The 21,999-nt window shown below is 64.4% G+C and carries 21 protein-coding genes; 18 read left to right on the top strand and 3 right to left on the bottom strand.

Annotation, left to right across the window (positions count from 1 at the left end):
- Window positions 1-3: 3 nt before the first annotated feature.
- Entirely contained in the window at window positions 4-1,050 is a 1,047-nt protein-coding gene (locus tag H0523_RS22495; RefSeq protein WP_054431760.1) for a helix-turn-helix transcriptional regulator, read from the bottom strand.
- A gap of 399 nt (window positions 1,051-1,449) precedes the next feature.
- Here H0523_RS22495 and H0523_RS22490 point away from each other — a divergent pair, with 399 nt between their 5' ends.
- The 17 genes from H0523_RS22490 to H0523_RS22405 all read left to right on the top strand — a co-directional run bounded on the left by H0523_RS22490 (window position 1,450) and on the right by H0523_RS22405 (window position 19,274).
- Window positions 1,450-2,052: a hypothetical protein gene (locus H0523_RS22490; protein WP_156333497.1), complete on the top strand. Its 603-nt coding sequence runs from the start codon at window positions 1,450-1,452 to the stop codon at window positions 2,050-2,052.
- Between the two features lie 101 nt (window positions 2,053-2,153).
- Complete coding sequence (locus H0523_RS22485) at window positions 2,154-3,119, top strand: dynamin family protein (RefSeq protein WP_054431759.1); 966 nt, start codon at window positions 2,154-2,156, stop codon at window positions 3,117-3,119.
- Entirely contained in the window at window positions 3,116-5,371 is a 2,256-nt protein-coding gene (locus H0523_RS32140) for a dynamin family protein (protein WP_054431758.1), read from the top strand. The genes H0523_RS22485 and H0523_RS32140 overlap by 4 nt, the downstream gene beginning before the upstream one ends.
- Before the next feature lie 16 nt (window positions 5,372-5,387).
- The gene (locus H0523_RS22470; RefSeq protein ID WP_156333499.1) at window positions 5,388-5,885 is read left to right on the top strand and encodes a hypothetical protein; all 498 of its coding nucleotides are present in this window, start codon (window positions 5,388-5,390) and stop codon (window positions 5,883-5,885) included.
- A 3-nt stretch (window positions 5,886-5,888) separates the two neighbouring features.
- Window positions 5,889-9,167 carry an ATP-binding protein gene (locus H0523_RS22465; protein WP_054431756.1) on the top strand — a complete coding sequence of 1,093 codons (3,279 nt, stop codon included), beginning with the start codon at window positions 5,889-5,891 and terminating at the stop codon, window positions 9,165-9,167.
- On the top strand, window positions 9,164-9,766 hold the full coding sequence (locus H0523_RS22460; RefSeq protein WP_054460537.1) for an HNH/ENDO VII family nuclease: 603 nt from the start codon (window positions 9,164-9,166) through the stop codon (window positions 9,764-9,766). The genes H0523_RS22465 and H0523_RS22460 overlap by 4 nt, the downstream gene beginning before the upstream one ends.
- Window positions 9,763-10,170, top strand: a complete 408-nt coding sequence (locus tag H0523_RS22455) for an SMI1/KNR4 family protein (RefSeq protein WP_054431754.1) — start codon at window positions 9,763-9,765, stop codon at window positions 10,168-10,170. The genes H0523_RS22460 and H0523_RS22455 overlap by 4 nt, the downstream gene beginning before the upstream one ends.
- A 131-nt stretch (window positions 10,171-10,301) precedes the next feature.
- Entirely contained in the window at window positions 10,302-10,889 is a 588-nt protein-coding gene (locus tag H0523_RS22450) for a TetR/AcrR family transcriptional regulator (protein WP_054431753.1), read from the top strand.
- A gap of 166 nt (window positions 10,890-11,055) precedes the next feature.
- Window positions 11,056-11,559, top strand: coding sequence for a hypothetical protein (locus tag H0523_RS22445; RefSeq protein ID WP_054431752.1), 504 nt, complete (start codon window positions 11,056-11,058; stop codon window positions 11,557-11,559).
- 44 nt (window positions 11,560-11,603) lie between these two features.
- A complete protein-coding gene (locus H0523_RS22440) occupies window positions 11,604-12,275 on the top strand; it encodes a hypothetical protein (RefSeq protein ID WP_054431751.1) in 672 nt (223 codons plus the stop codon).
- Window positions 12,276-12,544: 269 nt separating this feature from the next.
- Window positions 12,545-13,330: an IclR family transcriptional regulator gene (locus H0523_RS22435; RefSeq protein ID WP_054431750.1), complete on the top strand. Its 786-nt coding sequence runs from the start codon at window positions 12,545-12,547 to the stop codon at window positions 13,328-13,330.
- Window positions 13,327-14,937, top strand: coding sequence for an OPT/YSL family transporter (locus H0523_RS22430; RefSeq protein ID WP_082385753.1), 1,611 nt, complete (start codon window positions 13,327-13,329; stop codon window positions 14,935-14,937). Before H0523_RS22435 ends, H0523_RS22430 begins: the two co-directional genes overlap by 4 nt.
- 40 nt (window positions 14,938-14,977) lie before the next feature.
- Window positions 14,978-15,919: a DUF1177 domain-containing protein gene (locus H0523_RS22425; protein WP_054431749.1), complete on the top strand. Its 942-nt coding sequence runs from the start codon at window positions 14,978-14,980 to the stop codon at window positions 15,917-15,919.
- Window positions 15,920-15,937: 18 nt separating this feature from the next.
- The gene (locus H0523_RS22420) at window positions 15,938-16,633 is read left to right on the top strand and encodes an AroM family protein (protein ID WP_054431748.1); all 696 of its coding nucleotides are present in this window, start codon (window positions 15,938-15,940) and stop codon (window positions 16,631-16,633) included.
- A 67-nt stretch (window positions 16,634-16,700) separates the two neighbouring features.
- On the top strand, window positions 16,701-17,510 hold the full coding sequence (locus tag H0523_RS22415; RefSeq protein WP_054431747.1) for a DinB family protein: 810 nt from the start codon (window positions 16,701-16,703) through the stop codon (window positions 17,508-17,510).
- Complete coding sequence (locus H0523_RS22410) at window positions 17,507-18,256, top strand: alpha/beta fold hydrolase (RefSeq protein WP_054460539.1); 750 nt, start codon at window positions 17,507-17,509, stop codon at window positions 18,254-18,256. The genes H0523_RS22415 and H0523_RS22410 overlap by 4 nt, the downstream gene beginning before the upstream one ends.
- 70 nt (window positions 18,257-18,326) lie before the next feature.
- The gene (locus tag H0523_RS22405) at window positions 18,327-19,274 is read left to right on the top strand and encodes a Dyp-type peroxidase (RefSeq protein WP_054431746.1); all 948 of its coding nucleotides are present in this window, start codon (window positions 18,327-18,329) and stop codon (window positions 19,272-19,274) included.
- Window positions 19,275-19,280: 6 nt separating this feature from the next.
- On the opposite strand, the gene H0523_RS22400 is transcribed toward H0523_RS22405, so the two are convergent.
- Together H0523_RS22400 and H0523_RS22395 are read right to left on the bottom strand one after the other, a co-directional pair.
- Window positions 19,281-19,727 carry an SRPBCC family protein gene (locus H0523_RS22400; RefSeq protein ID WP_054431745.1) on the bottom strand — a complete coding sequence of 149 codons (447 nt, stop codon included), beginning with the start codon at window positions 19,725-19,727 and terminating at the stop codon, window positions 19,281-19,283.
- Window positions 19,728-19,815: 88 nt separating this feature from the next.
- Window positions 19,816-21,543: an NAD(P)H dependent flavin oxidoreductase family protein gene (locus H0523_RS22395; protein WP_054431744.1), complete on the bottom strand. Its 1,728-nt coding sequence runs from the start codon at window positions 21,541-21,543 to the stop codon at window positions 19,816-19,818.
- A 96-nt stretch (window positions 21,544-21,639) separates the two neighbouring features.
- Here H0523_RS22395 and H0523_RS22390 point away from each other — a divergent pair.
- Window positions 21,640-21,999 (top strand): GntR family transcriptional regulator (locus tag H0523_RS22390; RefSeq protein ID WP_180180146.1); only part of this gene is annotated, 360 nt, incomplete at its 3' end.

Genomic DNA, 21,999 nt, shown 5'->3' with positions numbered 1-21,999 from the left:
AGGTCAGGTATAGCGTTCGGCCAGTCGTCGCGCATTGTCGGCAAAGCTCGTCCGGATGGAGTCGGGTTGCAGGATCTCGATGGAGCAGCCGTAACCATGCAGCAGTTGCCATAACATGGTCGAGGGCTTCACTGTTGCCCGCAATTCAAACCCGCCCTCGCATTCCTGCATCCGCTGATCCTGCGCCAGCCAGAATTCGCGCAGCGGATGGCGACGAGGGCGGCCGTCTTCCATCAGGGGCTCATCGACTTTGAGTACGATTTCAATGTCCTCGCTGCTGTGAAAATTGAGGGCATCCTCGCGCCGTACGTAGTCCTCCAGGTCGAAAGAGGGATCCACATCAGCAGCTTCATCAAGTACTTGTACGTGGGACAAGCGGTCCATCCGGAAGAGAAATCGCCGCCCTGGGCGTTGCGTGCCCCAGGCCACCATATACAAGACACCGGCCCGGTCGACCATGGCCAGCGGCGTCATGATGTAGATTCGTTCAGCGGGCGTTTTCTCGCCGAATTGGGTGTTGCGAAACGATAGCTTTCGTCCGTAATACAGGGCTTCCGTGACGGGTCGATATACGTCCGCGCTGAAACGGGGCAGCACGACCGGGTGCGTGCCGTCGATGCGCAAGGTCTTGCGCGCCCAATTGTGTGCTCGGCCAGCGCCCGGATGCCCTTGATGGGCGGCAAGAAAGCGCGTGGCATCCGCGAAAGTGTCCGCCAGATCCTCCAGTACGACCGTTGGCAGATGACGGTCTGCCACTTGCTTTAGCGCACACATGGCCATCGCCATGTTGACATTCATGTTCTGGATATTGAATTCGCTGCGCCGAATCGTGCGGTACCAGCGGGTTGCCCGGGTTGCGCCGCGGAAACCCACGCTGTCGAGCTTGAGCAGAGTGCGGCGGATCTGGCGGGAATCCGGAACCGGCTGATGCATGCTGGCTAGTCGTTCGCGAATTTCCGACATCGAGATGCCGCCGTCTTCGGATTCTTCGTCTTCGATATAGGGAAGAATTCTCAATAGGCTGGCCAATAGAAGTTGTTGTCTATCCATTTAAAGCGGTCATGAAGCGGGAGGCTGCGCGATTCTATTCCTGAAGCGGCCGAATATCCGTTGGCCGCGCGATCGAAAAAATTACCGAGGTGTTCGAGCTGTTTTCCCTGCGACACAACTTGTCGCAGCGGTTTTCCTTGAGGAACGGATGGGTTGCCATGGTTGATCACGCCTTGAAGTTAAAGGCATGGTCATGATGATGAACAGAGGGGCGTATCTCGCTGGGGAAGTCATGAATAATGCAGGTATCATTATCTGACGCATTAAGTTACCTCCAGAAAACACTATGCCTGAGTTACAGATTGGCTTCGTGGCACAACTTCCTGGTTCTGTCGGACATACGGTGCTGCCGTATTCCGTCCGATGACCACGCGCCCCCGGAATCTGGCCACGTTGCGCATGGCCCTGGATTTGATTCAGCGCATTCCCCAACACCGAAAAATTACCGCGGTCGAGTTGCATCGGCAATTGCTGGCCGCGGGCCATATCCGAGATCTGCGCACGGTTCAACGGCAGCTGGAAATGTTGAGTGTGCATTTCGACGTCGAACGGGACGATCGAAATAAGCCGTTTGGATATCGCCGAAGATCTCCATATCCAAACGCAATGGAGGTGGATACCGGACCGTCGTCGTCATTGACGCACGCGGCGACCAATCCTCGCAGAAAAAACGTGTTGCATGCTGTCAGCGACGCCCTTGGTGCCGGGCGATGGCTGGAATTGAGTTACGGCGATCTCGGTGACCCCACTTTACCTGACAAGGTGGGGCCGCTAGGGCTGACGCAGCAAGGTGATGATGTTTTGCTGGTGTACAGCGTGCTGGCTCCTGCGCGCGTGGGTTGCCTGGCGCTGGATCGCGTTGTCGCGGCACGTGTCACGAACATTCCCTTTGAGCGCCCGGAGGGGTTCAGGCTGCAACGCTTGGATGCGGAGGCAGTTGCCGATGTGGACGGTATGGAAACGATTAACGAGTGGACTCAACCGGGTGTTTGTCATCAATGAGTAGCAGGGGAGCAAGAAGCGGCGCTCGCGCCGCGAAAAGAGGAGCAGGGGCCGCCGGCAGTCCGCGCGCAAGGAAAAAGACGGCGCTTCAGGTTGCTCCGTTGAAGGAGAAGAAAGCGACGCCCCTTTTTAATGTACTGGTGCTTGCGACGGTCAGCGCGGGCAAGAGCTCGCTGATCAATGCCCTGATCGGTCGTGAGTTACTGCATTCGGCGAACGAGGCGACCACGGCGTGTGTGGCTTCCATTGAGCATCGGCCTCATCAGGTCAGGTTTCATGGGAGGTGCCTGTCGAGTACGGGACGCGAGCTGATTCGTCATGATGATGTTTCCGCTGATCAGATCCGCAGTTGGAATAGCGACGCTCAAGTACGGCAGATTGATCTGAGCGGCCCTTTCCGCAGTTCCCAAAGCCTGGCCAACCGGTTGGTCTTGCACGACACTCCAGGCCCAAACAACAGTATGGATGCTGACCACGAAAAACGCGTGTTCGACGCTTGGCGCAAGATCCCGGCCCAGTTCGTGCTCTACGTGTTGGATATCGGTCAGCTCACGACTGCGGACAACAAGGAGTTGCTGGTCAAACTGCATCGGCGGATCAAGGCCCGTTCCGGCCTGCGTATCGCGTTCGTTCTCAATAAGGTTGACCTGCTTGATCGGGAGCGTGGCGAAGACCTGGAAGCCTATGTGGCCCAGGCTCGCGCTTTTCTGGAAGAGGCAGGTTTTATTGACCCGATGATCGTTCCCACCATGGCCGCCGCCGCCCTTTACGCCACCATGGCCCGGCATGAGGAGCCGCTGACCCGGGGGCAGCGCGCCAGGCTGCGGCAGGCGCTGCAGGCGATGGAAGACCACGAGCAGAGACTGGTATCAGCCGCGATCGTCCCGGCAGCGGTGCGGCGGCGCGTATTCAAGGATCTGTCCGATCTCGAGCCGATCAGCCCGGCCCCGCCTGGCGACGATCTGGCTCTTGCCACCGAAGACTGGCATAGGTTGGTTTGCATGAGCGGCATCAGAACCGTCGAACACCTGATCAAACATCAACGCAGTGCATACGAAAATTTATGAACTACATCGACATTACCCATAACCCCTTTACCGTCGAGACAACCTTCCTGATCAATGGCGAAGTGCCGGCCGAAGGTTGCAAACTGTCAAGTTATCGCGAAAGCCGTCTTCAGACCTGGATAGAGCGGCTGTTTGACGAGTTGAGCCAACTCTTCAATGGCGATGACCGGTTCAAGGTCAGCTTCAAGGGTGTGGAATCGGATTATCTGGACGTCGCGGAGGCTGCACAGGCAGCCAGGAACCGGGGAATGCTGGTGGAGCTGGATTGGGTTCGCACTGAGCATACCGAAGTGCGGTTGGACAAGATCCGCGAGCTCGTGGATGAAGCGCGATCGCACCCGAAGCTGCGAACCTACTTCAACGACAACGCCGAAGCCAAAACGGCACTCGACGAAGCGCTCGGCAATGACTTCGATGTTTGTGTCGTAGCCACGATGTCTGCGGGGAAATCGACGTTGATCAACGCGATGCTGGGCCGCGATTTGCTGCCCGCCGCCAACGAGGCGACGACGGCCACAATTGCCAGGATCGTTCATAACGGCGAACTCAGGGACCGCTTCAATGCCGCCCGCATTACCCGTGATGGAGAACGGGCTGAGACTGTCCAGGATGCTGAGCTTGAGTTGATTCAGCAATGGAACCGAATGGAGGATACGGCCACGATCGAGCTCGAGGGGGCGATTTCGGCAGTTCGGGATCGCGACAATGTGCGTCTGGTGCTGACCGATACTCCCGGGCCGAACAACAGCCAGGATGAGAATCATGAGCGCGTCACCATGGGTTTCATTCAGGACTCGCTGCGCAATCCGTTGATCCTGTATGTCTTGAACGCCAGCCAGCTGAGCATTGACGATGACCGCAATCTGCTTGAATTGGTCGGCCAGGCAATGCGCAAGGGCGGCAAACAAAGCAAGGATCGTTTCATCTTCGTGGTCAACAAGATGGACGTGTTTGATCCGGAGAAGGGCGAGGATCCGAAAGAAATCCTGGAACGCGTGAAGAAGTACCTGATGAGCAACGGTATCCAGAATCCCTTGGTTTACCCGGTATCCGCGAATCTGACGCGCCTGATTCGCAAGCCTGGCGATCTGCATTCACGCAAGGAACGAGGCGATTACAGCACCATGGCGGAGCTGTTTGAACAGGAGCCGTGCATGAATATGCTCCAGTACATGCCATTGACTTCCCGGGTCAGCATGGCGTTGGCCGACAAACAGTATTCGCGTCTGCTGCTCAGCAGCGGTCTGCCGGCGGTGGAGACAATGATCGACGAATACATCGACAAATACAGCTTGCCTCATCGAGCCAAACGCGCCAGCGAGGCGCTGAGTCGGGTCATTGAAATGGGTCTGAACGAGGCGGACCTGACCGACCAGTTGAATACGGACGAGCGTGCGCTGAAAAAGCTCAATAGGGAGCTGGAAGGATTGCAGCAGCGGCGCACGCGTGGATTCGATGTGGACGCATATGTCGAGGAATTGCGGTCGAACGAGAAGAGTCTGCCGTCGCGCACGATCGACACCCTCGTCGAATTGGAAACCGAGATGAATGCGTCGATCCGCAAGGTGTCGAATGGCTTCTCCGGAAAGAGTGAATTGTCCAAGGCGAAAGCCAGGGTGGAACAGGCGTCCTCGCAGCTTCGTTTCGAGTACAACAGGCTCGCCAATCTGTACCAGAGCGCATTCGAGGCCAGTCAGAAATACGTGGCCAAAGACCTGCAGAAAACGTACCAGGAATACGTTCTCGAGATTTTCGAAGACTATGAGGAGCTTGAGTTTCCAGCCATGGAGAACATTCGGAAAAGCGTTGCCGGTATCTCCTTGAATCTGGACATTCGCAAGGTCGAGGTCGAGCGAGAGCAAGTGGTTGTCGGGCACCGGAAAGTCAGCACGAGCCGGTGGTACAACCCGTTTTCATGGGGCGACGAAAAGTCCGTGCCTGTCTTCGGTGAAGAAGAATTCGTCGATCTCGCGAAGGTGTGGAAGAGCAGAAAAACCCAGGTGGACGCGGAGTTCACCAACCTGAGCCGGGCCGAGGTCGCGCGGATAAAAGAGGGTAGGGACCAGTTGGTCGACCAGTTCCTGGCATTCATGGCGGAAGAGTTCGACCAACGGTTCAACGAATTGGTTGAATCCGTGAGAGACAAGGCGCGTGACCGCGATGCTCGCGAGCGGGCCGTGGAAGAAGGCAGGGCGTTGCGCGAGTGGATTGCCACATTCAAAAACAGGCTCGAAGCCACCCTGGCGGTCTGAAACGGAGCATATGAGCATGACGACGAATTTCATTCCATCTGACAATCTCAAGCACTACGTCGATGCTGGCGAATTGAGCACGGCGCGTTCGGCGCTGTTCATGGAACTCGATGACTCCGAACTTGACGCAGCCGACCTGCGCGCCGCGCAATCCTGGGCGGCCAGCCGTGTGGCCGGTCTGTACGAGGGATACGCCGAATCCGCCTTCGCGCGGGCTGTTGACCGTGAAGAAGCGCATTGGAATGTCGAATACTTTGATACGCAGATGGTGTATTTGAAGATGAACTTTTGCGAGGCGCGCTTTTTGCATCTGATCGCTGTTCGCCAGAAGTTGCGGGATGCCAGCACTGGACGATTTCATGCCAAGGCCACGCCCGCTGGCGTTACGCGCGGCAGCCATCACCCTGCGGCGTCACCCCCGAAATCGGCATTGCCTCCGGCGGTGCGCGCGCTCTTGATTGTCGGCGGCGCTGCCGCTGCTCTGGCGTTGTTCCTGACCGTGCTGGGGAAATAGGCCGTGAACGCAGTCATTCCGAATGCCGCCGCATTGCAACGCGTCCGTGAGAATGCGGCCCAGACGCTGGATGCCGCGCGCGTGTTGATCAACCGCAGCTATCTGTCCGAACTTCAGCATTACGGCGTTCGGCCGTATTCAAGTGCGACGCCTGCGTTCAAGGCCGCTACCGACCTGCGGATATTCCGCATCGATCGTATCGTTCAGAATAATAAGCAGTCCGTCCTGGAAAGCACTACCGCCGCCTATACTGCGTTAGGCGCGGCGGGCCATGCCGTGTTCCTGCTGTTGCGGTCGGACGGCGTCGAGACCGAGGTCTATATCGGTAGCCGAGGGAAACCCGGCAAGATGCTGGGGCACAACGCTGGCGAGTTGCTGCGCGAAACGTTCAGAGGGCATTTCAGCGGCAGCGCGCTGCAAGCGCTGAACCAACCGGCGGTGGACGGCCTGCTTGACGGCGTTGCGTCGAGCAAGGACGACCCTTCTTCCAGCATTACCGCAGTCACGGGGGTCCCCGCCTTGTCCAGCGCGGATCGGGAGCAGTTTGCCCAGGGGTTGGAGCGGTTTATCGATGCAGCCGAGCAACGGGTGTATCACGCGATCATTCTGGCGGAACCCATTGCCTCGCAGGATCTGGACCTGATCCGGACCGGCTACGAGCAGGTCGCCACGCAGCTGTCGCCGTTGCTTACGCAACAACTCGCTTTTGGTGTCCAGGAAAGCGACAGCATCGGCTTCAGCATCAGCCAGGGGTTGAGCGAATCGCTCGGTCACAGTCTTGGCTTGACCAGCACGACAGGTCAATCGCAGACGCGCGGTACGTCGACCACGGAGACCACGGGAAGCTCCAGGACTTCCAGTTCACACACCGCAGCCTCGAAGGCCGGCAGCATCGTTGGTGCCTCGGCAGGCGTGCTGGCCGGTTCATTCTTCGGTCCGATGGGGGCGATGGTTGGCGGTCAGGTGGGCGCGGCAATCGGGACTGCCTTCAGCGAGCAGGTGTCGACAGGTACGAGTCAATCCCATGCGGAAGGCCGCAGCGAGAGTCACACCGATTCCTGGGGGGAGTCGAGGGCGAAGACGGAATCCGTCACCCACTCGACCAACCGTACGGATTCGCGTTCGGCGAACCGCACGAGCGGCGCCAATCGTCAGGTTTCGATCGACTTGATCGACAAGAGTATCGAGCAGTTGCTGGGGCGGATAGACCATCATTTGATGCGTATCGACGAGGCCAAGACATACGGCGGTTGGAACTCGGCCGCCTATTTCATTGGCGACAGCACCGCCTCTTCCGAGGCGTTGGCCAGCCTGTTCCTGGGGCTGGTCCGTGGCAGTAAATCCAGTCACGAGGACTTTGCCCTGACCACCTGGAATTCGGCGCGAAAGTCGGCGGCACTGGATTGGTTGGCCGCGCTCAGCCATCCGCAGCTCGATCATCATTTCTCGAAGCGTATTCCGATCCCATACGTTACCCCGGCGACCCTGGTTTCGGGACGGGAATTGGCGATTCAACTGAGTCTGCCACGCCGATCCACGTCTACCGTGGCGGTAGTGGAAACACAGGCTTTCGGCCGCAAGGTCCAGTATGTGGATGGCCGGCGAGCCGCTCCTGCTGGCAAGGGCACGCGCACGTTGAAGCTGGGGCAAATGCGCCACCTATGGGAGAATCTTCCGCAGAGCATCACCCTTGCGTTGGACCAGTTGACGAGCCACGTCTTTGTCAGCGGATCAACGGGCGCAGGCAAGAGCAACACGATGTACCAGATCCTCAGCCAGATCGAGGCCAACGGAATTCCGTTCCTGGTCATCGAGCCGGCCAAGGGCGAGTACAAACATGTATTCGGCCACCATCCCCGCGTCAGGGTGTATGGCACGAATCCGGCGCACGCTGAACTGTTGCGCATCAATCCCTTCCGCTTTCCTGAAGCCATTCATGTGCTCGAGCACGTGGACCGCCTGATCGAGATTTTCAGTGTCTGCTGGCCTATGTACGCAGCAATGCCGGCGGTATTGAAAGAGGCTTTGCTACTTGCTTACGAGCAGTGTGGCTGGGATCTGGACCTGTCCGTCAATCGGAGACACGCGGATCTATATCCGAGTTTCGGTGATCTTCTGGCCACGTTGCGCAGCGTGATCGATGCGTCGGTCTATTCACAGGAAGTGAAGGGAAACTATATCGGCTCGTTGACAACCCGGGTTCAGTCTCTGACCAATGGCCTGAATGGCCGGATCTTTGCCGCCAACGAGATTGATGCCGACGATCTGTTCGAACGTTCCGCCATTGTCGATCTGAGCCGTGTCGGTTCCGCGGAGACCAAGGCTTTGATCATGGGCATTCTGGTCATGCGCTTGAACGAACACCGGATGGCGAAGGGAGGCATGAACCAACCTCTGCGTCACGTCACGGTGCTTGAGGAGGCGCATCATCTTCTGAAGCGCGACCCCGTCGGCGCGGGTGCCGAGGGCGCGGGTGTGGCAGGGAAGTCGGTCGAGATGCTGACCAACGCCATCGCCGAAATGCGCACTTACGGGGAAGGATTCATCATTGTCGATCAGTCTCCCAACGCCGTCGATGCGGCGGCGATCCGTAATACGAACACCAAGATCATCATGCGTTTGCCCGATGAAGCGGACAGGCGTTTGATCGGCAAGTCGGCCGGGCTGCGCGATGAACAGCTGGAAGAGATTGCTCGCCTGCCCAAGGGCGTGGCCGTCGTGCACCAGAACGACTGGCTGGAGCCCGTGCTTTGCCAGGTGACGAAGTTCGAGGGCGAGACACTTCCCTATGTCTATGAGGCGCCGCAGCAAGAGGCAAGTTTCGCGCACGAGATGTTCAATCACCAGGTGCTGCGTTTGTTGTTGGCAAAACGGGTTCATGCGCCATATCCGGTGGATCTGGATGTGGTGGAGCGGGGCTTGCGTGAATTGCCCCTGCTGGCGCCGAACAAGATCGCGGTGCATGACTTCTTGCGTATGTTCCGTGAGGGTGGAGCCATTACCCTGTGGCAGCCGCAGGCGTTTGAAAGCCTGGCCCGGTTGGTCGTCGATGTGCTTGGATGCCGACTTGAGGTACGCAAACTGATCGAAACAGCAGCGGACTATGAACAGCTGCAGGCGGGCTTGGACACCATCGTTGCTACGCTTGTCCGGCATGTGGAGGATGACCTTGCCTTGGCGATACAACAGTGCATGATGAAGGACTATAGTCTGCAACGCGACAGCCATCTGGAGATCTACGCCGCCTGGCGCACAAGCATCGAAAACAGGGAATCAGCATGAATTTCGAACACCTGCGGGCCGTTGGAGGCGATGTCCCGTGCCGGCTGGCGCAGTTGGCCCGGGATATGCCAGGGAAATACGTACTGATCGCGGAACTGGATCGGCCGATGCTGGTGACGCAAGACATGCGCCAGGATCTACCGCCCCTGAGCGATGAGCGACGGGAGCGGCTCGAGAACAGTGGCTACTCGGCCACTATTCTGGAAGCCATCGGCAGCGACGCCGAAGCCAGCATTTATGAAAATGCGGATTTGAAACCGGAGACGGTCAACGGAAAGGACGTGTTGATCCGCGATGATATCGATTATGACCGGGAGGACGTGTTCGGCAAGACCAACCTGGAAAGAATGCGGGATGGCCGTGCGCCGCTCGACGATAGCGGGAAGCCCATAGAACTTCACCATATAGGCCAGTCGCAGGATTCGCCACTTGCCGAACTGACGGGCTCGGAACATCGTGGCAACGGCAATGACAATATCCTGCACAATAAATTGAAGGAGTCGGAGATCGATCGGGGAAATTTTGGCGACGAACGTGGCGACCATTGGAAGGCGCGTGCCTCGCAGATTGATAGTCAACGTGACCAGGAAACGTCATGAATCAACTCACCGCGCTGGTCGAGCGCAACCATGCCACCATTCGTCCCGCCCGGGATGAGGATATTCAGCAGTTGGGAGAAAGCCTGGGCTTTGTTCTGGCCGATGAATACGTCGATTATCTGTCCGAGTTTGGCGTCATAGTGTTTGGCGCTACTGAAACCTACGGGTTGGGAGTTCCGCAGGACTATTACTTGAATGTGCGGAACATGTACGCCGATCTGAGCCGCGACGCTACTTATCCCCGGCTCGCGGTGCCGTTGGTCGATGCGGGTGACGGGCGCTACTACCTGTATGACAATGGCAGCCGACAAGTTCTGTTGTGGGCGACGCCCAATGGGGGCATCGTCGAGACCCTGAGCGAAGGACTTGAAGCGTTTTTGGTCAAGCAGATCTTTCGTCCTTGATATGACGCGCGCCATGGTGCGGCACCACAAATCGTGTCTCAGCCGGCGTCGGGATTCGTCAAGCAGTTGTCCGTGCGGGTAAAAGGCCTTGCTTCTTGACAGCCAACCAACCAACTAGTAGATTGGCTGCCATGAACCTGGAACTTTCCCCCCGCGCCCTGGAAATCGTCGATCAGACCCGGCTGCTGCTGGCCACCGGCGGCTATCACGGCTTCAGCTATGCCGACATCTCCGAGCGGGTGCGCATCGGCAAGGCCAGCATTCATCACCATTTCCCGACCAAGGCCGACCTGGTGCTGACCGTGGTCACGCGGCATCGCGACCAGGCCCGCTCGGGGCTGGCGGCGCTGGACCAGCATGTGACGGATCCGCAGGCGCGCCTGATGGCGTATGCGGACTACTGGGCCAAGTGCATCCGCGATGGTTCCATGCCGATGTGCATCTGCGCGATGCTGGCGGCCGAATTGCCGATGATCCCGCAGGCGGTGGCGGACGAGGTGCGCGCCTATTTCGGCGAGCTGACCGCGTGGATCGGGTCGGTGCTCGGCGCCGGCGTCGCGACGGGGCAATTCGTGTTGCGCAACGGCGTGCTGGTCGAGGCGCAGGCCTTCATGTCCACAATCCATGGCGCGATGCTGACGGCCAGGGCGCTGGGCGCGCCGGAGGCGTTCACGTCGATCTCGCACGCGGCCATCAGGCAGTTGTCGACGCCGGCGTGATGGCCGGCCTGCGCGTGCCTTCGGGTGCGCGTTTTTTTGAATGGCTATACCAACCAACTAGTTGGTTGTTTTTTTGAATTTCCCGGGCGTCATGGCCCATGTCTGTCCACGTTGTCGGCGCTGTCGCCATTCCTGGCCGCGCCGGCGCTTTCAAGGAGCCCTGCTCATGCCGCATCCCATTTCGCCTCTCGGGGCCGCACACACGCTCATCAGTCTGGTCCCCGCCTTCGCGGGCCTGTACAGCTTCGTCCGCTACCGAGGCATCGACAGCACGACGCCGGTCGGCAAGGTCTATCTGGGCGGCCTGCTGGTGGCGGTGCTGACGTCGTTCGGCCTGTCCAGCACGGGCGGGTTCAATCCCGGCCATGCGCTGGGCATCCTGGCGTTGCTGTCGGTCGCGGGGGCGCTGTTCCTGTCGCGCCAGTCGCCGCAATCGGCGGCGCGGGCCCATCTGTCGCAGCTCGGGTTCGCGTTCAGCTTCTTCCTGATGTGGGTGCCCGGGATCGCGGAAACGCTGACCCGGCTGCCGGTGTCGCATCCCCTGGCCGACGGACCGCAGTCGCCGCTGGTGCGCGGCGCGCTGGCGACGTGGTTCGCGGTCTTCGTGCTGGGTGCCATCACGCAGCAATGGTGGATCCGTTCGCAGCGCCGCCGCGCGCCGTCCCGCTAGCCAGGTGACGCCGCGCGCGCCGGCGCGCGGCCAGGGGAATTGCCATGAGCGCCAACGCCATTGACCCGATCGATCCGCTGCGCATCGACGCGGTGCGCGACCCGTACCGTCTCGAACGCCTGCACGCGCAACTGCGGACCGACCGCGCGATGCGCGCGCGGGCGGCGGAGTTCTCGCGCATCCACGCCGCGCAGGCGCAGGCGGTGTCGGCGACGGCAGCGGCAGCGGCAGCGGCAGCGACGTCTCAACCAACGCCGCCGGCCGCGCCAGCCTCCACAGCGTCATCCGCGCCGCCCGCCGCGGCCCCGAAAATGGACCCACCCGGCATCGCGCTCGAACCCTTGCGCGACCAATACACGGCGCATTGCCTGAAGCTCGCGATCCAGGCGTTCCGTGATGAACAGGCTCGGCTGCAGGCGCGCACCGTCGCGATCAACCGGGCCGAACGCGATGCCCAGGCGGCGTTGCAGGCGCGCGCCGAGGCCGCCAATGACCTGGGCACGATTCAGGGCCTGCTGCCGCAACTGCCATATCGCTTCGTGGCGGGGCTGCCGGCGATCCTGCCATCGCAGACCGTGGCCGCGCCCGGCCCCGCGCCCATCACGGTGGGGCCGGTGGCGCAGGCCGCGGCCTTGCGCAATGCCACCGACGATGCGCTGGCCGGCGATCCCGCCCAGCGCGCTCGCAACCGCCGCCCGCGCCCGAGCGAGGAATGACGGGCGGCCGGCGCAACGCCGGCGGTACGCGCCCAGCGCAGCCGTAATGGGCGCGGCCACAGCGGTCCGCGTCGCGGGCACATCGCAGACACGCACAAGCGCGGCCGCCAGGGCATGCCGGCCAGCGCGCGCCCCGGCTTCGCATTCAGCGTGCCGTAAATCACCTTTCAAACCCCCTCCAAACCTAGGGTTAGTTCGCGTATCCGGCCGTTTTCGGAAGGACTACATTGACTCATTCCTTGGAATCAAGTCTCATTTTTTGGAACTTTATGGCCTCACTCGAAAACGCAGCCATCATTCTTCGCCTGATCAACAAGCTCAATCGCAAGGTCACGGTGACGGACCTGGTTGACCACCTGGGGATGCCGAAAAGCTCGGCGTCGCGCCTGTTGGCGCAGATGAAGGAACTGGGGCTGCTGGACCGTGAGGAGAGTACCCGCGCCTATGGCCCGGGGGTGATGATCCTGGAGCTGTCGCGGATGGTGCGCGAGACCACCTCGCTGTCCGCGCAGATGCAGGACGCGCTCAAGCGGCTCAGCGCCCAGAGCGGCCACACCGGCTACATCTCGGTGCTCGAAGGGCGCGACGTGATGGTGCTGCACGTGCAGCAGGGCTCGCATCCGCTGCGCGTCACGACCTATCCCGGACACCGTTCGCCCAGCTGGGCCACCTCGACCGGCCGCGTGCTGCTGGCGCGCGACGGTGACGACAAGGTGGCCAAGCGGCTGGGCAAGCAACTGCCGTTCATTTCCGACGAAGCGCCGCGGACCGTGCCGGACGTGCTGGCGCGGCTGCGCGACGTGCGCGAGTCCGGCTTCGCCGTGGCGATCAACGAGGCCATCCCGGGGGTGGCCTCGGTCAGCTGCGCCGTGAGCGATCCGGTGTCCATGGAGCGCTTCGCCATGTGCCTTTCCTTTCCGGCGGCCCAGGCCGATGCCGCCAGCGTGCAAGCGCTGGCCGCGGACCTGCTGACGGAAGCCAGAAGCCTCGGCCGGATCGTCTGCGATCCGGCCTGGGGATCCCCCGTTCATGCCCTCCACGAGTCAGCACCATGATTGATTCCACCCCCCGCCACGCCGCCCAAGGCGGCGCCTCCGTGCAGGAAGACCCGCACCCGAGAGCGCTCTCGCTGTCCAACCTGGTCCTGTTGGCCGCACTGAGCGTGTTTGGCGCAGTGATCGGCATCCAGCTGATCGTGACCCTGGGCGTGACGCCCAACACTTCCATCATCGGCGCGCTGGTGGCGATGATCCTGGCCCGTGTGCCGATGCGCCTGCTGCGCTCCTACCGCTCGGTCCACACGCAGAACCTGGCGCAGACCGCCATCTCCTCGGCCACCTTCGGCGCGGCCAACAGCCTGCTGCTGCCGCTGGCCATTCCCTATCTGCTGGGCCGCCCCGACATGGTGCTGCCGATGTTCCTGGGCGTGGGGCTGGCGATGCTGCTGGACGCCTACATGCTGTACCGCCTGTTCGGCAGCTCGGTGTTTCCGGCCACCGGCGCCTGGCCGCCCGGCGTGGCCGCGGCCGAAGCCATCAAGGCCGGCGACCAGGGCGGCACGCAGGCCAAGCTGCTGGGCCTGGGCATCGTGGTGGGCGCGGTGGGCTCGTGGTTCAAGATCCCGATGTCGGCGTTCGGCGTGGCCTTCATCGGCAACATCTGGGCGCTGGGCATGTTCGGCCTGGGCCTGCTGCTGCGCGGCTATTCCGAGCCGCTGTTCGGCATGGACATCAACAAGCAGTACATCCCGCACGGCATGATGATCGGCGCCGGCCTGGTGGCGCTGATCCAGGTGGCGATGGTCATGCGCAGCAAGGCCGGCCCCAAGGCCAGCGGCCCGGCCGGTCCCAGCGTCGGCAGCAGCCTGCGCCTGGGCGGGGTGGGGTACATCCTGCTGTCCGCCGGCATCTCGCTGCTGGCCGGGCTGTATGCCGACATGTCGCTGCCGATGCTGCTGGGCTTCATCCTCTATGCCGCCTTCGCCGCGCTGGTGCACGAGCTCATCGTCGGCATCGCCGCCATGCACTCGGGCTGGTTCCCGGCGTTCGCGGTGGCGCTCATCACCTTGCTGCTGGGCCTGTTGATCGGCTTTCCGCCGCATGCGCTGGCGATCCTGTGCGGCTTCTCGGTGGCGACCGGCCCGGCTTTCGCGGACATGGGCTACGACCTCAAGGCCGGCTTCATGCTGCGCGGCAACGGCGCCGACATGGCGCTTGAACTGGAAGGCCGCAAGCAGCAGCTGATCGCCGCCATGCTGGCGTTCCTGATCGCGATCCCGGTGGTGTATGTCAGCTATGGCGCGCTGTTCGCGGGCGGCCAGCTGCCGCCGGTGGCCAAGGTCTACGTGGCGACCATCAACGCCGGCGCCACCCCCGGCATCGCGCAGATGCTGCTGGTGTGGGCCATTCCCGGCGCCATCATCCAGCTGATCGGCGGTCCCAAGCGCCAGCTCGGCGTGCTGCTGGCCACCGGCCTGCTGATCGCCAACCCGCTGGCCGGCTGGGCCGTGGTGGCGGGCATCGCGCTGCGCCTGCTGGTCGAGAAGGTCGGTGGCGAAAAGCACCGCAACCACATGGAAGTGTTCGCCGGCGGCATCATCGCGGGCGATGCCATCTTCAGCTTCTTCAACGCCGCCATCACCGCTCATTTTGGCAAGAAGTGATTCCCCCTTCTTGCCGTTTTTGCCCGAAAGGAAATCCATCATGAGTCTTTCCCAGACATTGCAGGCCTTCGAAGCGCTGGACAGCGCGCATGCGTCGGGCCACACCGTGGCCACGCTGCTCGAAGGCTATCCCGGCGTCAGCGTCACCGTCACCAAGATCACCGGCGCCAACGGCTCGACCGATTTCGTGCGCATCGTCATTCCCGGCGCCCAGGGCAAGCGTGCCGGCGGGCCGGCGCCCACGCTCGGCATCGTCGGCCGCCTGGGCGGCATCGGCGCGCGGCCGGGCCGCATCGGCCTGGTGTCCGACGGCGACGGCGCGGTCGCGGCCGTCGCCGCCGCGCTCAAGCTGGCGCACATGCAGGCGCAGGGCGACGTGCTGGCCGGCGATGTGATCATCGGCACGCACATCTGCCCCGATGCGCCGACGCGTCCGCACGAACCGGTGGATTTCATGGATTCGCCGGTCGACATGAAGGCCATGAACGAGCAGGAACTCAGCGCCGAGATGGACGCGGTGCTGTCGATCGACACCACCAAGGGCAACCGCATCATCAACCACAAGGGCTTCGCGCTGTCGCCCACGGTCAAGCAGGGCTACATCCTGCGCATGTCGGAAGACCTGCTGCGCATCATGGAGACGACCACCGGCCGTCCCGCCGCCACCTTCCCGATCTCGCTGCAGGACATCACGCCCTACGACAACGGCGTGTACCACGTGAACAGCATCATGCAGCCGTCGGTCGCCACCGCGGCGCCGGTGGTCGGCGTGGCCATCACCACCGAGAGCGTGGTGCCGGGCTGCGGCACGGGCGCCAGCCACGAGGTCGACATCGCGTCCGCCGCCAAGTTCGCGGTCGAAGTGGCCAAGGAATTCACCCAGGGCAAGTGCCAGTTCTTCGACCGCGACGAATACGCGCTGCTGCTCAAGCTCTACGGTTCGCTGGCCCATCTGCAGGGCGAGCAGGTCGCCCAACACTGAACGCACGGGAGCGCCACCATGTCCGCCACGGCCAAGCTCGGCACCATCACCATCGGTCAGGCCCCGCGGCCCGACATCACGCCGATTCTCGAACGGCACCTGCCGCCCGGCACCGCCTGCCTGCACGCGGGCCTGCTCGACGGCCTGGCGCGCGACGAGATCGAACGGCGCTATGCGCCGCGGGCCGGCCAGGCCACGCTCATCACGCGGCTGCTGGACGGCTCGTCGGTGGTGGTGGACAAGGCCGCCATGCTGGCGCTGCTCACGCAGAAGATCGCGGCGCTGGAGGCCCAGGGCTGCGCCTTCGTGCTGGTGCTGTGCACCGGCGCGTTCGACGACCTGCGCGCCGCCAGCGCGTGGCTGATCGAGCCGGACCTGATCGTCTCGCCCACCGTCGCCGCCCTGGCGGGCGCGCGGCAGGTGGGCGTGATCGTGCCGCTGGCGTCGCAAGTGGCGTCCGAGGCGCACAAGTGGCGCGCGCTGCAACACGCGCCGCTGTGCGCCGTGGCCTCGCCCTATGCCGATGACAGCGAGTCCCTGGCCGAGGCGGCCCGAGAACTCAAGCGGCAGGGCGCCGACCTGCTGGTGCTCGACTGCATGGGGTTCGTCGAACGCCATCGGGCGGCGGCCGCGGCGGCGTCCGGCCTGCCCGTGATGCTGTCCAACGCGGTGATTGCGCGGCTGACGGCGGAGCTGCTGACACAGGCGGACTGATGCGCGCGTGTTGACGGCGGCCGGCTAGTAACGTATCGTTTTGCGCAGTTACTAGCCGAGCGTCGCCATGCACTCCCGTTTCGACCGTTTCCGCGCCACCCCCCTCGGGCAGCAGCTCGAGGCCCTGATCGATGAGCCCGGCCGCTACCTCGAGTACGCGGCGCTGTCGCGGGTCGGCGTCGCCGCCGTCGCCGCCATCAGCGACGACATCGAGACCGTTTTCCCCGAAGTCGCGGCGGATACCACCGCGCGGCAGTTCTGCGGCGCGCTGGTGGCCGACCTGATGCGGCGCCACGGGCACGACGTGGTGCAGGCGCGCGGCCGCGTGGCGGGTCCGGTCTTCAGCTATGGCGCGGTGTTCAGCCCGCGGCCCGTGGCGCTGCCGTTCGCCGGCGTCATCGACGGGCTGGCGCGCATGCCGGACGCGCTGGCCGGCCTGATGGCGCGGGTGCCCGCCGCGTGGCGCACCCGCCGGCCCGAAGGCACCGGGTTTTCGGCCACCGAACATGTCTGCCACCTGCGCGACCTGGACGCCGTGTTCACCCAGCGCATCGCGGCCATCCTGGCCGCGCCGCTGCCGCGCATCGATTCCGTCGACGGCACGGCCATGGCGGCCGAGCGCGACTACCAGGAACAGGACCCGGACGCCGCGCTGGCGTCGTTCCGCCGCGGCCGGGCGCAACTGTGCGCCTCGCTGCGCAAGCTGGACGCGGCGGCGCTGGCGCGCTGCGGCCTGCGCGACGGCCTGCACCGCATGACGCTGGAGCAGATCGTGCGCGAGCTGCTCGACCACGACCGCACCCATTGCCAGGAATTGGAGGAACTGCTCGCCGAGCTGGCGCCGCCGGCCGCCCGCGGCAAAGGCGGCGCCGCATGAGCCGCGCGTCCGCCGCGCCGCCGATGCTGCTGATCCACGGCCTCATCGGCGCTTTCGATGTCGACGCGGGCCTGCCACGGCACGCCGCGCCGCCGCTGCTGGGCTACGGCGAACACCAGGCGACGCCGCCGGCGCGCATCTCGCTGCCGGCGCAGGTCGAGCACCTGCGCGCGTTCATCGACACGCATTTCGATGGCGTCGCGGTCGACCTGGTGGGGCATTCGGTCGGCGGCGCGGTGGCGATGCTGCTGGCGCAGGCCTATCCGCAGCGGGTGCGCCGCATCGTCAATGTCGAGGGCAATTTCACGCTGGCCGACGCGTTCTGGTCGGCGTCCGTGGCGCGCATGAGCGCGGGCGAGGCCGAGGCCATGCTGGACGGCTTTCGCGCCGATCCGCTCGGCTGGCTGGGCGGCGCGGTGGCCGAGCCCCGGCCGCATTGGCGCGACACCGCCGCCCGCTGGCTCGCCTGGCAGCCGGCCTCGACGCTGCGCGCCATGGCGGCGTCGGTGGTGGCGGCGACGGGCGCGGCCGGGTACCAGGACACCTTGCGGCAGGTGTTCGCGCGCCATCCTGTGTATCTGCTGTCGGGCGCGCGTTCGCACGCCGGCTGGACCGTGCCCGACTGGGCCTGGCGCGCCTGCGCGGGGCGGCAGGCGCTGGACGGCTGCGGCCACCTGATGATGCTGGAGCGGCCCGAGGTATTCGTGGCGGCGCTGCGCCACTGCCTGGGGCATGACGGCAACTGAGGCGGGCGCATCGGCTATATTGCCAGCGCCCCTTTTTTCTCGCGGGCCGTTGCCGGCCCCACTGAATCCCATGTCCGAAAAACCCGTCGAACCGCAAGCCGTCCTCAGCCCCAACGCCCGCTACGCGATCTTCATCGTCGCCACGCTGAACCCCGGCGCCGACAACGCCGCCGCCGTGCGCGCCTGGTGTGAAGACGTCGGCAACCTGGTGCGCACCGTCGGCACACGCGCGGTGGCGGCCGACCTGTCCTGTGTCTGCGGGTTCGGCTCGGCCGCCTGGGACACGCTGTTCGGCGCGCCGCGCCCCGCGGCCCTGCATCCGTTCCGCGAGATCGGCGCGGGCGAGCGCGTCGCCGTGTCGACGCCCGGCGACATCCTGCTGCACATCCGCGCCGAAGCCATGGACGCCTGTTTCGAGCTGGCCACCTTGCTGGTGGCCGCGCTGGGCTCGGCGGCCACGGTGGTCGATGAAGTGCACGGTTTCCGCTATTTCGACCGGCGCGCCATCATCGGCTTCGTCGACGGCACCGAGAACCCGCAGGGCTTCGAGCTGCCCGGCTACACCCTGATCGGCGACGAGGACGAAGCCTTCGCCGGCGGCAGCTACGTGCTGGTGCAGAAGTACCTGCATGACATGACCGCCTGGGAAAAGCTGTCGACCGAACAGCAGGAACTCATCATCGGCCGCCGCAAGCTCACCAACGTCGAGCTGGCCGACGACGTCAAGCCGTCGTATTCGCACAGCGCCCTGACCACCCTGGAAGAGGATGGCCAGGAGATCAAGATCCTGCGCGACAACATGCCGTTCGGCCGCGCCGGCGCCGGTGAATTCGGCACCTACTTCATCGGCTACGCGCGCTCGCCCAGGCCGATCGAGCAGATGCTCGAAAACATGTTCGTCGGCCGTCCGGCCGGCAACTACGACCGCTTGCTCGACTACAGCCGCGCCGTCACCGGCAGCCTGTTCTTCGTGCCGTCGGCCGAACTGCTGGACGAGCTGGCCGAACGCGAAGGCTGATCGGTCTCAGTCGGGAATCTGCGGCTCCACCAGCCGCATCAGCTGCGCCAGCGATTCCTGCCAGCCCAGGTAGCACATCTCCGGCGGAATCACCGCCGGGATGTTCTCCTGCACCACGGTCATCTCGGTGCCGCAGGAGACCTTGCGCAGGGTGATGGTGGTCTGCATCTGCCCCGGCAGGTTCGGATCGTCGAACTGGTCCGTGTAGCGGATCTTCTCGCCCGGCACCAGTTCCAGGTACTCGCCGCCGAAATCGTGGGCGTGGCCGGTGCCGAAATTGCGGAACGACATGCGGTGTCGGCCGCCCACCCGCGCCTCCAGTTCATGGACGGTGCAGGTGAAGCCGTAGGGCGGCAGCCAGCGCACGACCGCGTCGGGTTCGAGGAAGGCGCGGTAGACGCGTTCGGGGGTGGTGCGCAGGACGCGATGCAGGGTCACGGTGCCAGTCGTCATGATGAATCCGCCTTTGAAGGGAAGTTGAGCGTACTGGGTCGACGTTCGAGCATCCCGCGGATCGACATGGCTGGCATGAGGACAAACCCTAGGTCGTCAGCCGGTCCGCCTCCGCCAGCGTATCCCGCAGCAACACATCCTCATAGAACGCGCCGATCGGCAGCGCGCGGTCGCGCACCTGGATCTCCAGCACCCAGATGCCGTCGGCGGGCACGAAATCCGCCTGCGCCAGCTGGTGCTTGCCGTACAACGCGTGCGGAAAATCCGCCACCCGGTGCCCCGGGATCTCGCGCACCAGTTCGCAGCCATGCTGGCGGGCGTGCGCCTCGGCGCGGTCGTACAGGGCGGCGCCGGTCAGGCCCTGGAGCCAGTCCTCGCGGGTGCGCTCGAACACCTGGCGCGCGGCCTCGGCGCAGCGTTCGCGGTCGGCGTCGGCGCCCAGCACGAAGGTGTCGCCGTAGTCGCCCTCGTAGCCGTCCCAGACCGGGCCGATGTCGACCACGAACACGTCCTCTTCCCGCAAGCGGCGCTGGAAGTCGGTGGGCTGCACCGCGGGCGACTGCGAGTCGGGGCCGAAGCGGATGTAGGTGGGGTGCCAGTTGTGCGACGAACCCATCTGGCGCAGGTGCGCGTCGGCCGCGTTGACCGCCTCGCGCGTGGTCATGCCGGGCCGCATCAGCGCGGCGATCTCGCGCACCGCGTCGCGCGAGCGGCGGCGCGCCTCGAGGATGCCGTCCAGGGTGAAGTGGCTGCCGACCCGTTCCCAGGGATGGGCGGGGGCGGCCGGCGCGCCGGCGGCGGCCGCGTCCTGCGAGGGCAGGAACGCTTCCGCGTGGAAGCGGTCGCGCGCCAGTCCGGCCGCGCCCAGCCGCTCGCGCGCCGCCCGCACCATCGCCGGGTTGCCGCAGGCGTAGACCACGGTGCGGGCCCAGTCATGGTCGGCGGCGAGGGCGGCGTCCTGCACATGCCCGGGGGCGGCGGCCTGCGCGGCGGGGGTCTCCGACAGCACGGCGTGCCAGGCGAAGCCGGCGCCCTTGCCCTGCAGCGCATTGAGCAGCGGCCCCGCGTAGCAATCGTCCTCCGTCCGGCCGCCCCAGTAGAGCGTGACGCGCTTGAAGCGCGGGTCCCGCAGCGCTTCCATCAGGATCGGATGGATGCCGGCGTAGCCGGTGCCGGTGGCCAGCAGCACCAGGTGCTCGATGTCCGCGGGCCAACCGTCGGCCGGCCAGACGCAGGCGCCCTGCGGACCTTCGAGGGCCAGCGTGTCGCCGGGCATCAGGCGCGGCAGGATGCGTTCGGTGAAGCCGCCGCCGGGCATGCGGCGGATGTGGAATTCGAGTTGCGCGGGGCCGGCGGCGGCGGGCACGTTGGCGATCGAGAAGGGGCGGTGGCTGCCGTCTTCCAGCAGGAAGCGCACGTGCTGGCCGGCCTGCCAGGTGAAGGCGGCGTCGCCGCGCACTTCGATGACCAGCCGGGTGACCTCGGCCGTCAGCGGCGCGCGCGACAGCACGGTGGCCTCGCGCCGCTGCATCGGCTGGGGCGGGGCCTGCCAATGCGGGAACCGCAGCGTCAGGTCGCTGGCGGCGCGGCATTGGCATATCAACAGTTCATCGTCGGCGGTGACGTAGGAACGCTCGTTGGGCGGCGTGATGCGTTCGTGCCGGCCGGCGGTGACCACCGCCCGGCAGGCGCCGCATTCGCCGCGCTGACAGGAGAAGGGCACGGCCGCGCCCTGGGCCAGCGCGGCGTCCAGGATCGAGGTGGCGCCATCGCAGGTGAATTGGCCGCTGGCGAGCGTGATGGTGTAGGTGGACATGGCACGGTTCCGAAAGACGGGTCGATGGGCGTAATGTAGGGATAGAATGGCTGGGTGAAATAGGGCCATTTCCATGAATATGAGCAAGCCACTTATATGAGCAAGCCACTGGTGCGCGATGCCCGGCTGGAATCCAGCCTCGACCTGCCGGTCGACCCGCCGCGCGCGGGAGAATCCAAGCAGGCCTGGGTCTACCGGCAGATCCGGGAGCGGATCCTGCGCGGCGTGCTGCCCTCGGGCGGGCGGCTGCCGTCCACCCGCGACCTGGCGGCGCGCTGGCACGTGGCCCGCTCCACGGTCGAGGCCGCCTACGACCAGTTGCGCGGCGAGGGCTATACCGCCGGCACGGTCGGCTCCGGCACCTACGTGGCGGCGGTCATCCCGGACAATTTCTTCCGGCGCGGCCTGCCCGGCGACGGCGGCGCGGCCAGCGGACCGGGCGCGGCCGCGGCGCCT

The organism is Achromobacter insuavis (genome assembly GCF_902859645.1).
Taxonomy (GTDB): domain Bacteria; phylum Pseudomonadota; class Gammaproteobacteria; order Burkholderiales; family Burkholderiaceae_B; genus Achromobacter; species Achromobacter insuavis.
This window is presented reverse-complemented; position numbering and strand designations above follow the sequence as displayed.

Bases quoted from the DNA above. Each gene is read 5' to 3' on its own strand.
- H0523_RS22495 (WP_054431760.1), bottom strand. From the start codon at position 1,050: ATGGATAGACAACAACTTCTATTGGCCAGCCTATTGAGAATTCTTCCC.
- H0523_RS22490 (WP_156333497.1), top strand. From the start codon at position 1,450: ATGGCCCTGGATTTGATTCAGCGCATTCCCCAACACCGAAAAATTACC.
- H0523_RS32140 (WP_054431758.1), top strand. From the start codon at position 3,116: ATGAACTACATCGACATTACCCATAACCCCTTTACCGTCGAGACAACC.
- H0523_RS22470 (WP_156333499.1), top strand. From the start codon at position 5,388: ATGACGACGAATTTCATTCCATCTGACAATCTCAAGCACTACGTCGAT.
- H0523_RS22460 (WP_054460537.1), top strand. From the start codon at position 9,164: ATGAATTTCGAACACCTGCGGGCCGTTGGAGGCGATGTCCCGTGCCGG.
- H0523_RS22455 (WP_054431754.1), top strand. From the start codon at position 9,763: ATGAATCAACTCACCGCGCTGGTCGAGCGCAACCATGCCACCATTCGT.
- H0523_RS22450 (WP_054431753.1), top strand. From the start codon at position 10,302: ATGAACCTGGAACTTTCCCCCCGCGCCCTGGAAATCGTCGATCAGACC.
- H0523_RS22445 (WP_054431752.1), top strand. From the start codon at position 11,056: ATGCCGCATCCCATTTCGCCTCTCGGGGCCGCACACACGCTCATCAGT.
- H0523_RS22440 (WP_054431751.1), top strand. From the start codon at position 11,604: ATGAGCGCCAACGCCATTGACCCGATCGATCCGCTGCGCATCGACGCG.
- H0523_RS22435 (WP_054431750.1), top strand. From the start codon at position 12,545: ATGGCCTCACTCGAAAACGCAGCCATCATTCTTCGCCTGATCAACAAG.
- H0523_RS22430 (WP_082385753.1), top strand. From the start codon at position 13,327: ATGATTGATTCCACCCCCCGCCACGCCGCCCAAGGCGGCGCCTCCGTG.
- H0523_RS22425 (WP_054431749.1), top strand. From the start codon at position 14,978: ATGAGTCTTTCCCAGACATTGCAGGCCTTCGAAGCGCTGGACAGCGCG.
- H0523_RS22420 (WP_054431748.1), top strand. From the start codon at position 15,938: ATGTCCGCCACGGCCAAGCTCGGCACCATCACCATCGGTCAGGCCCCG.
- H0523_RS22415 (WP_054431747.1), top strand. From the start codon at position 16,701: ATGCACTCCCGTTTCGACCGTTTCCGCGCCACCCCCCTCGGGCAGCAG.
- H0523_RS22410 (WP_054460539.1), top strand. From the start codon at position 17,507: ATGAGCCGCGCGTCCGCCGCGCCGCCGATGCTGCTGATCCACGGCCTC.
- H0523_RS22405 (WP_054431746.1), top strand. From the start codon at position 18,327: ATGTCCGAAAAACCCGTCGAACCGCAAGCCGTCCTCAGCCCCAACGCC.
- H0523_RS22400 (WP_054431745.1), bottom strand. From the start codon at position 19,727: ATGACGACTGGCACCGTGACCCTGCATCGCGTCCTGCGCACCACCCCC.
- H0523_RS22395 (WP_054431744.1), bottom strand. From the start codon at position 21,543: ATGTCCACCTACACCATCACGCTCGCCAGCGGCCAATTCACCTGCGAT.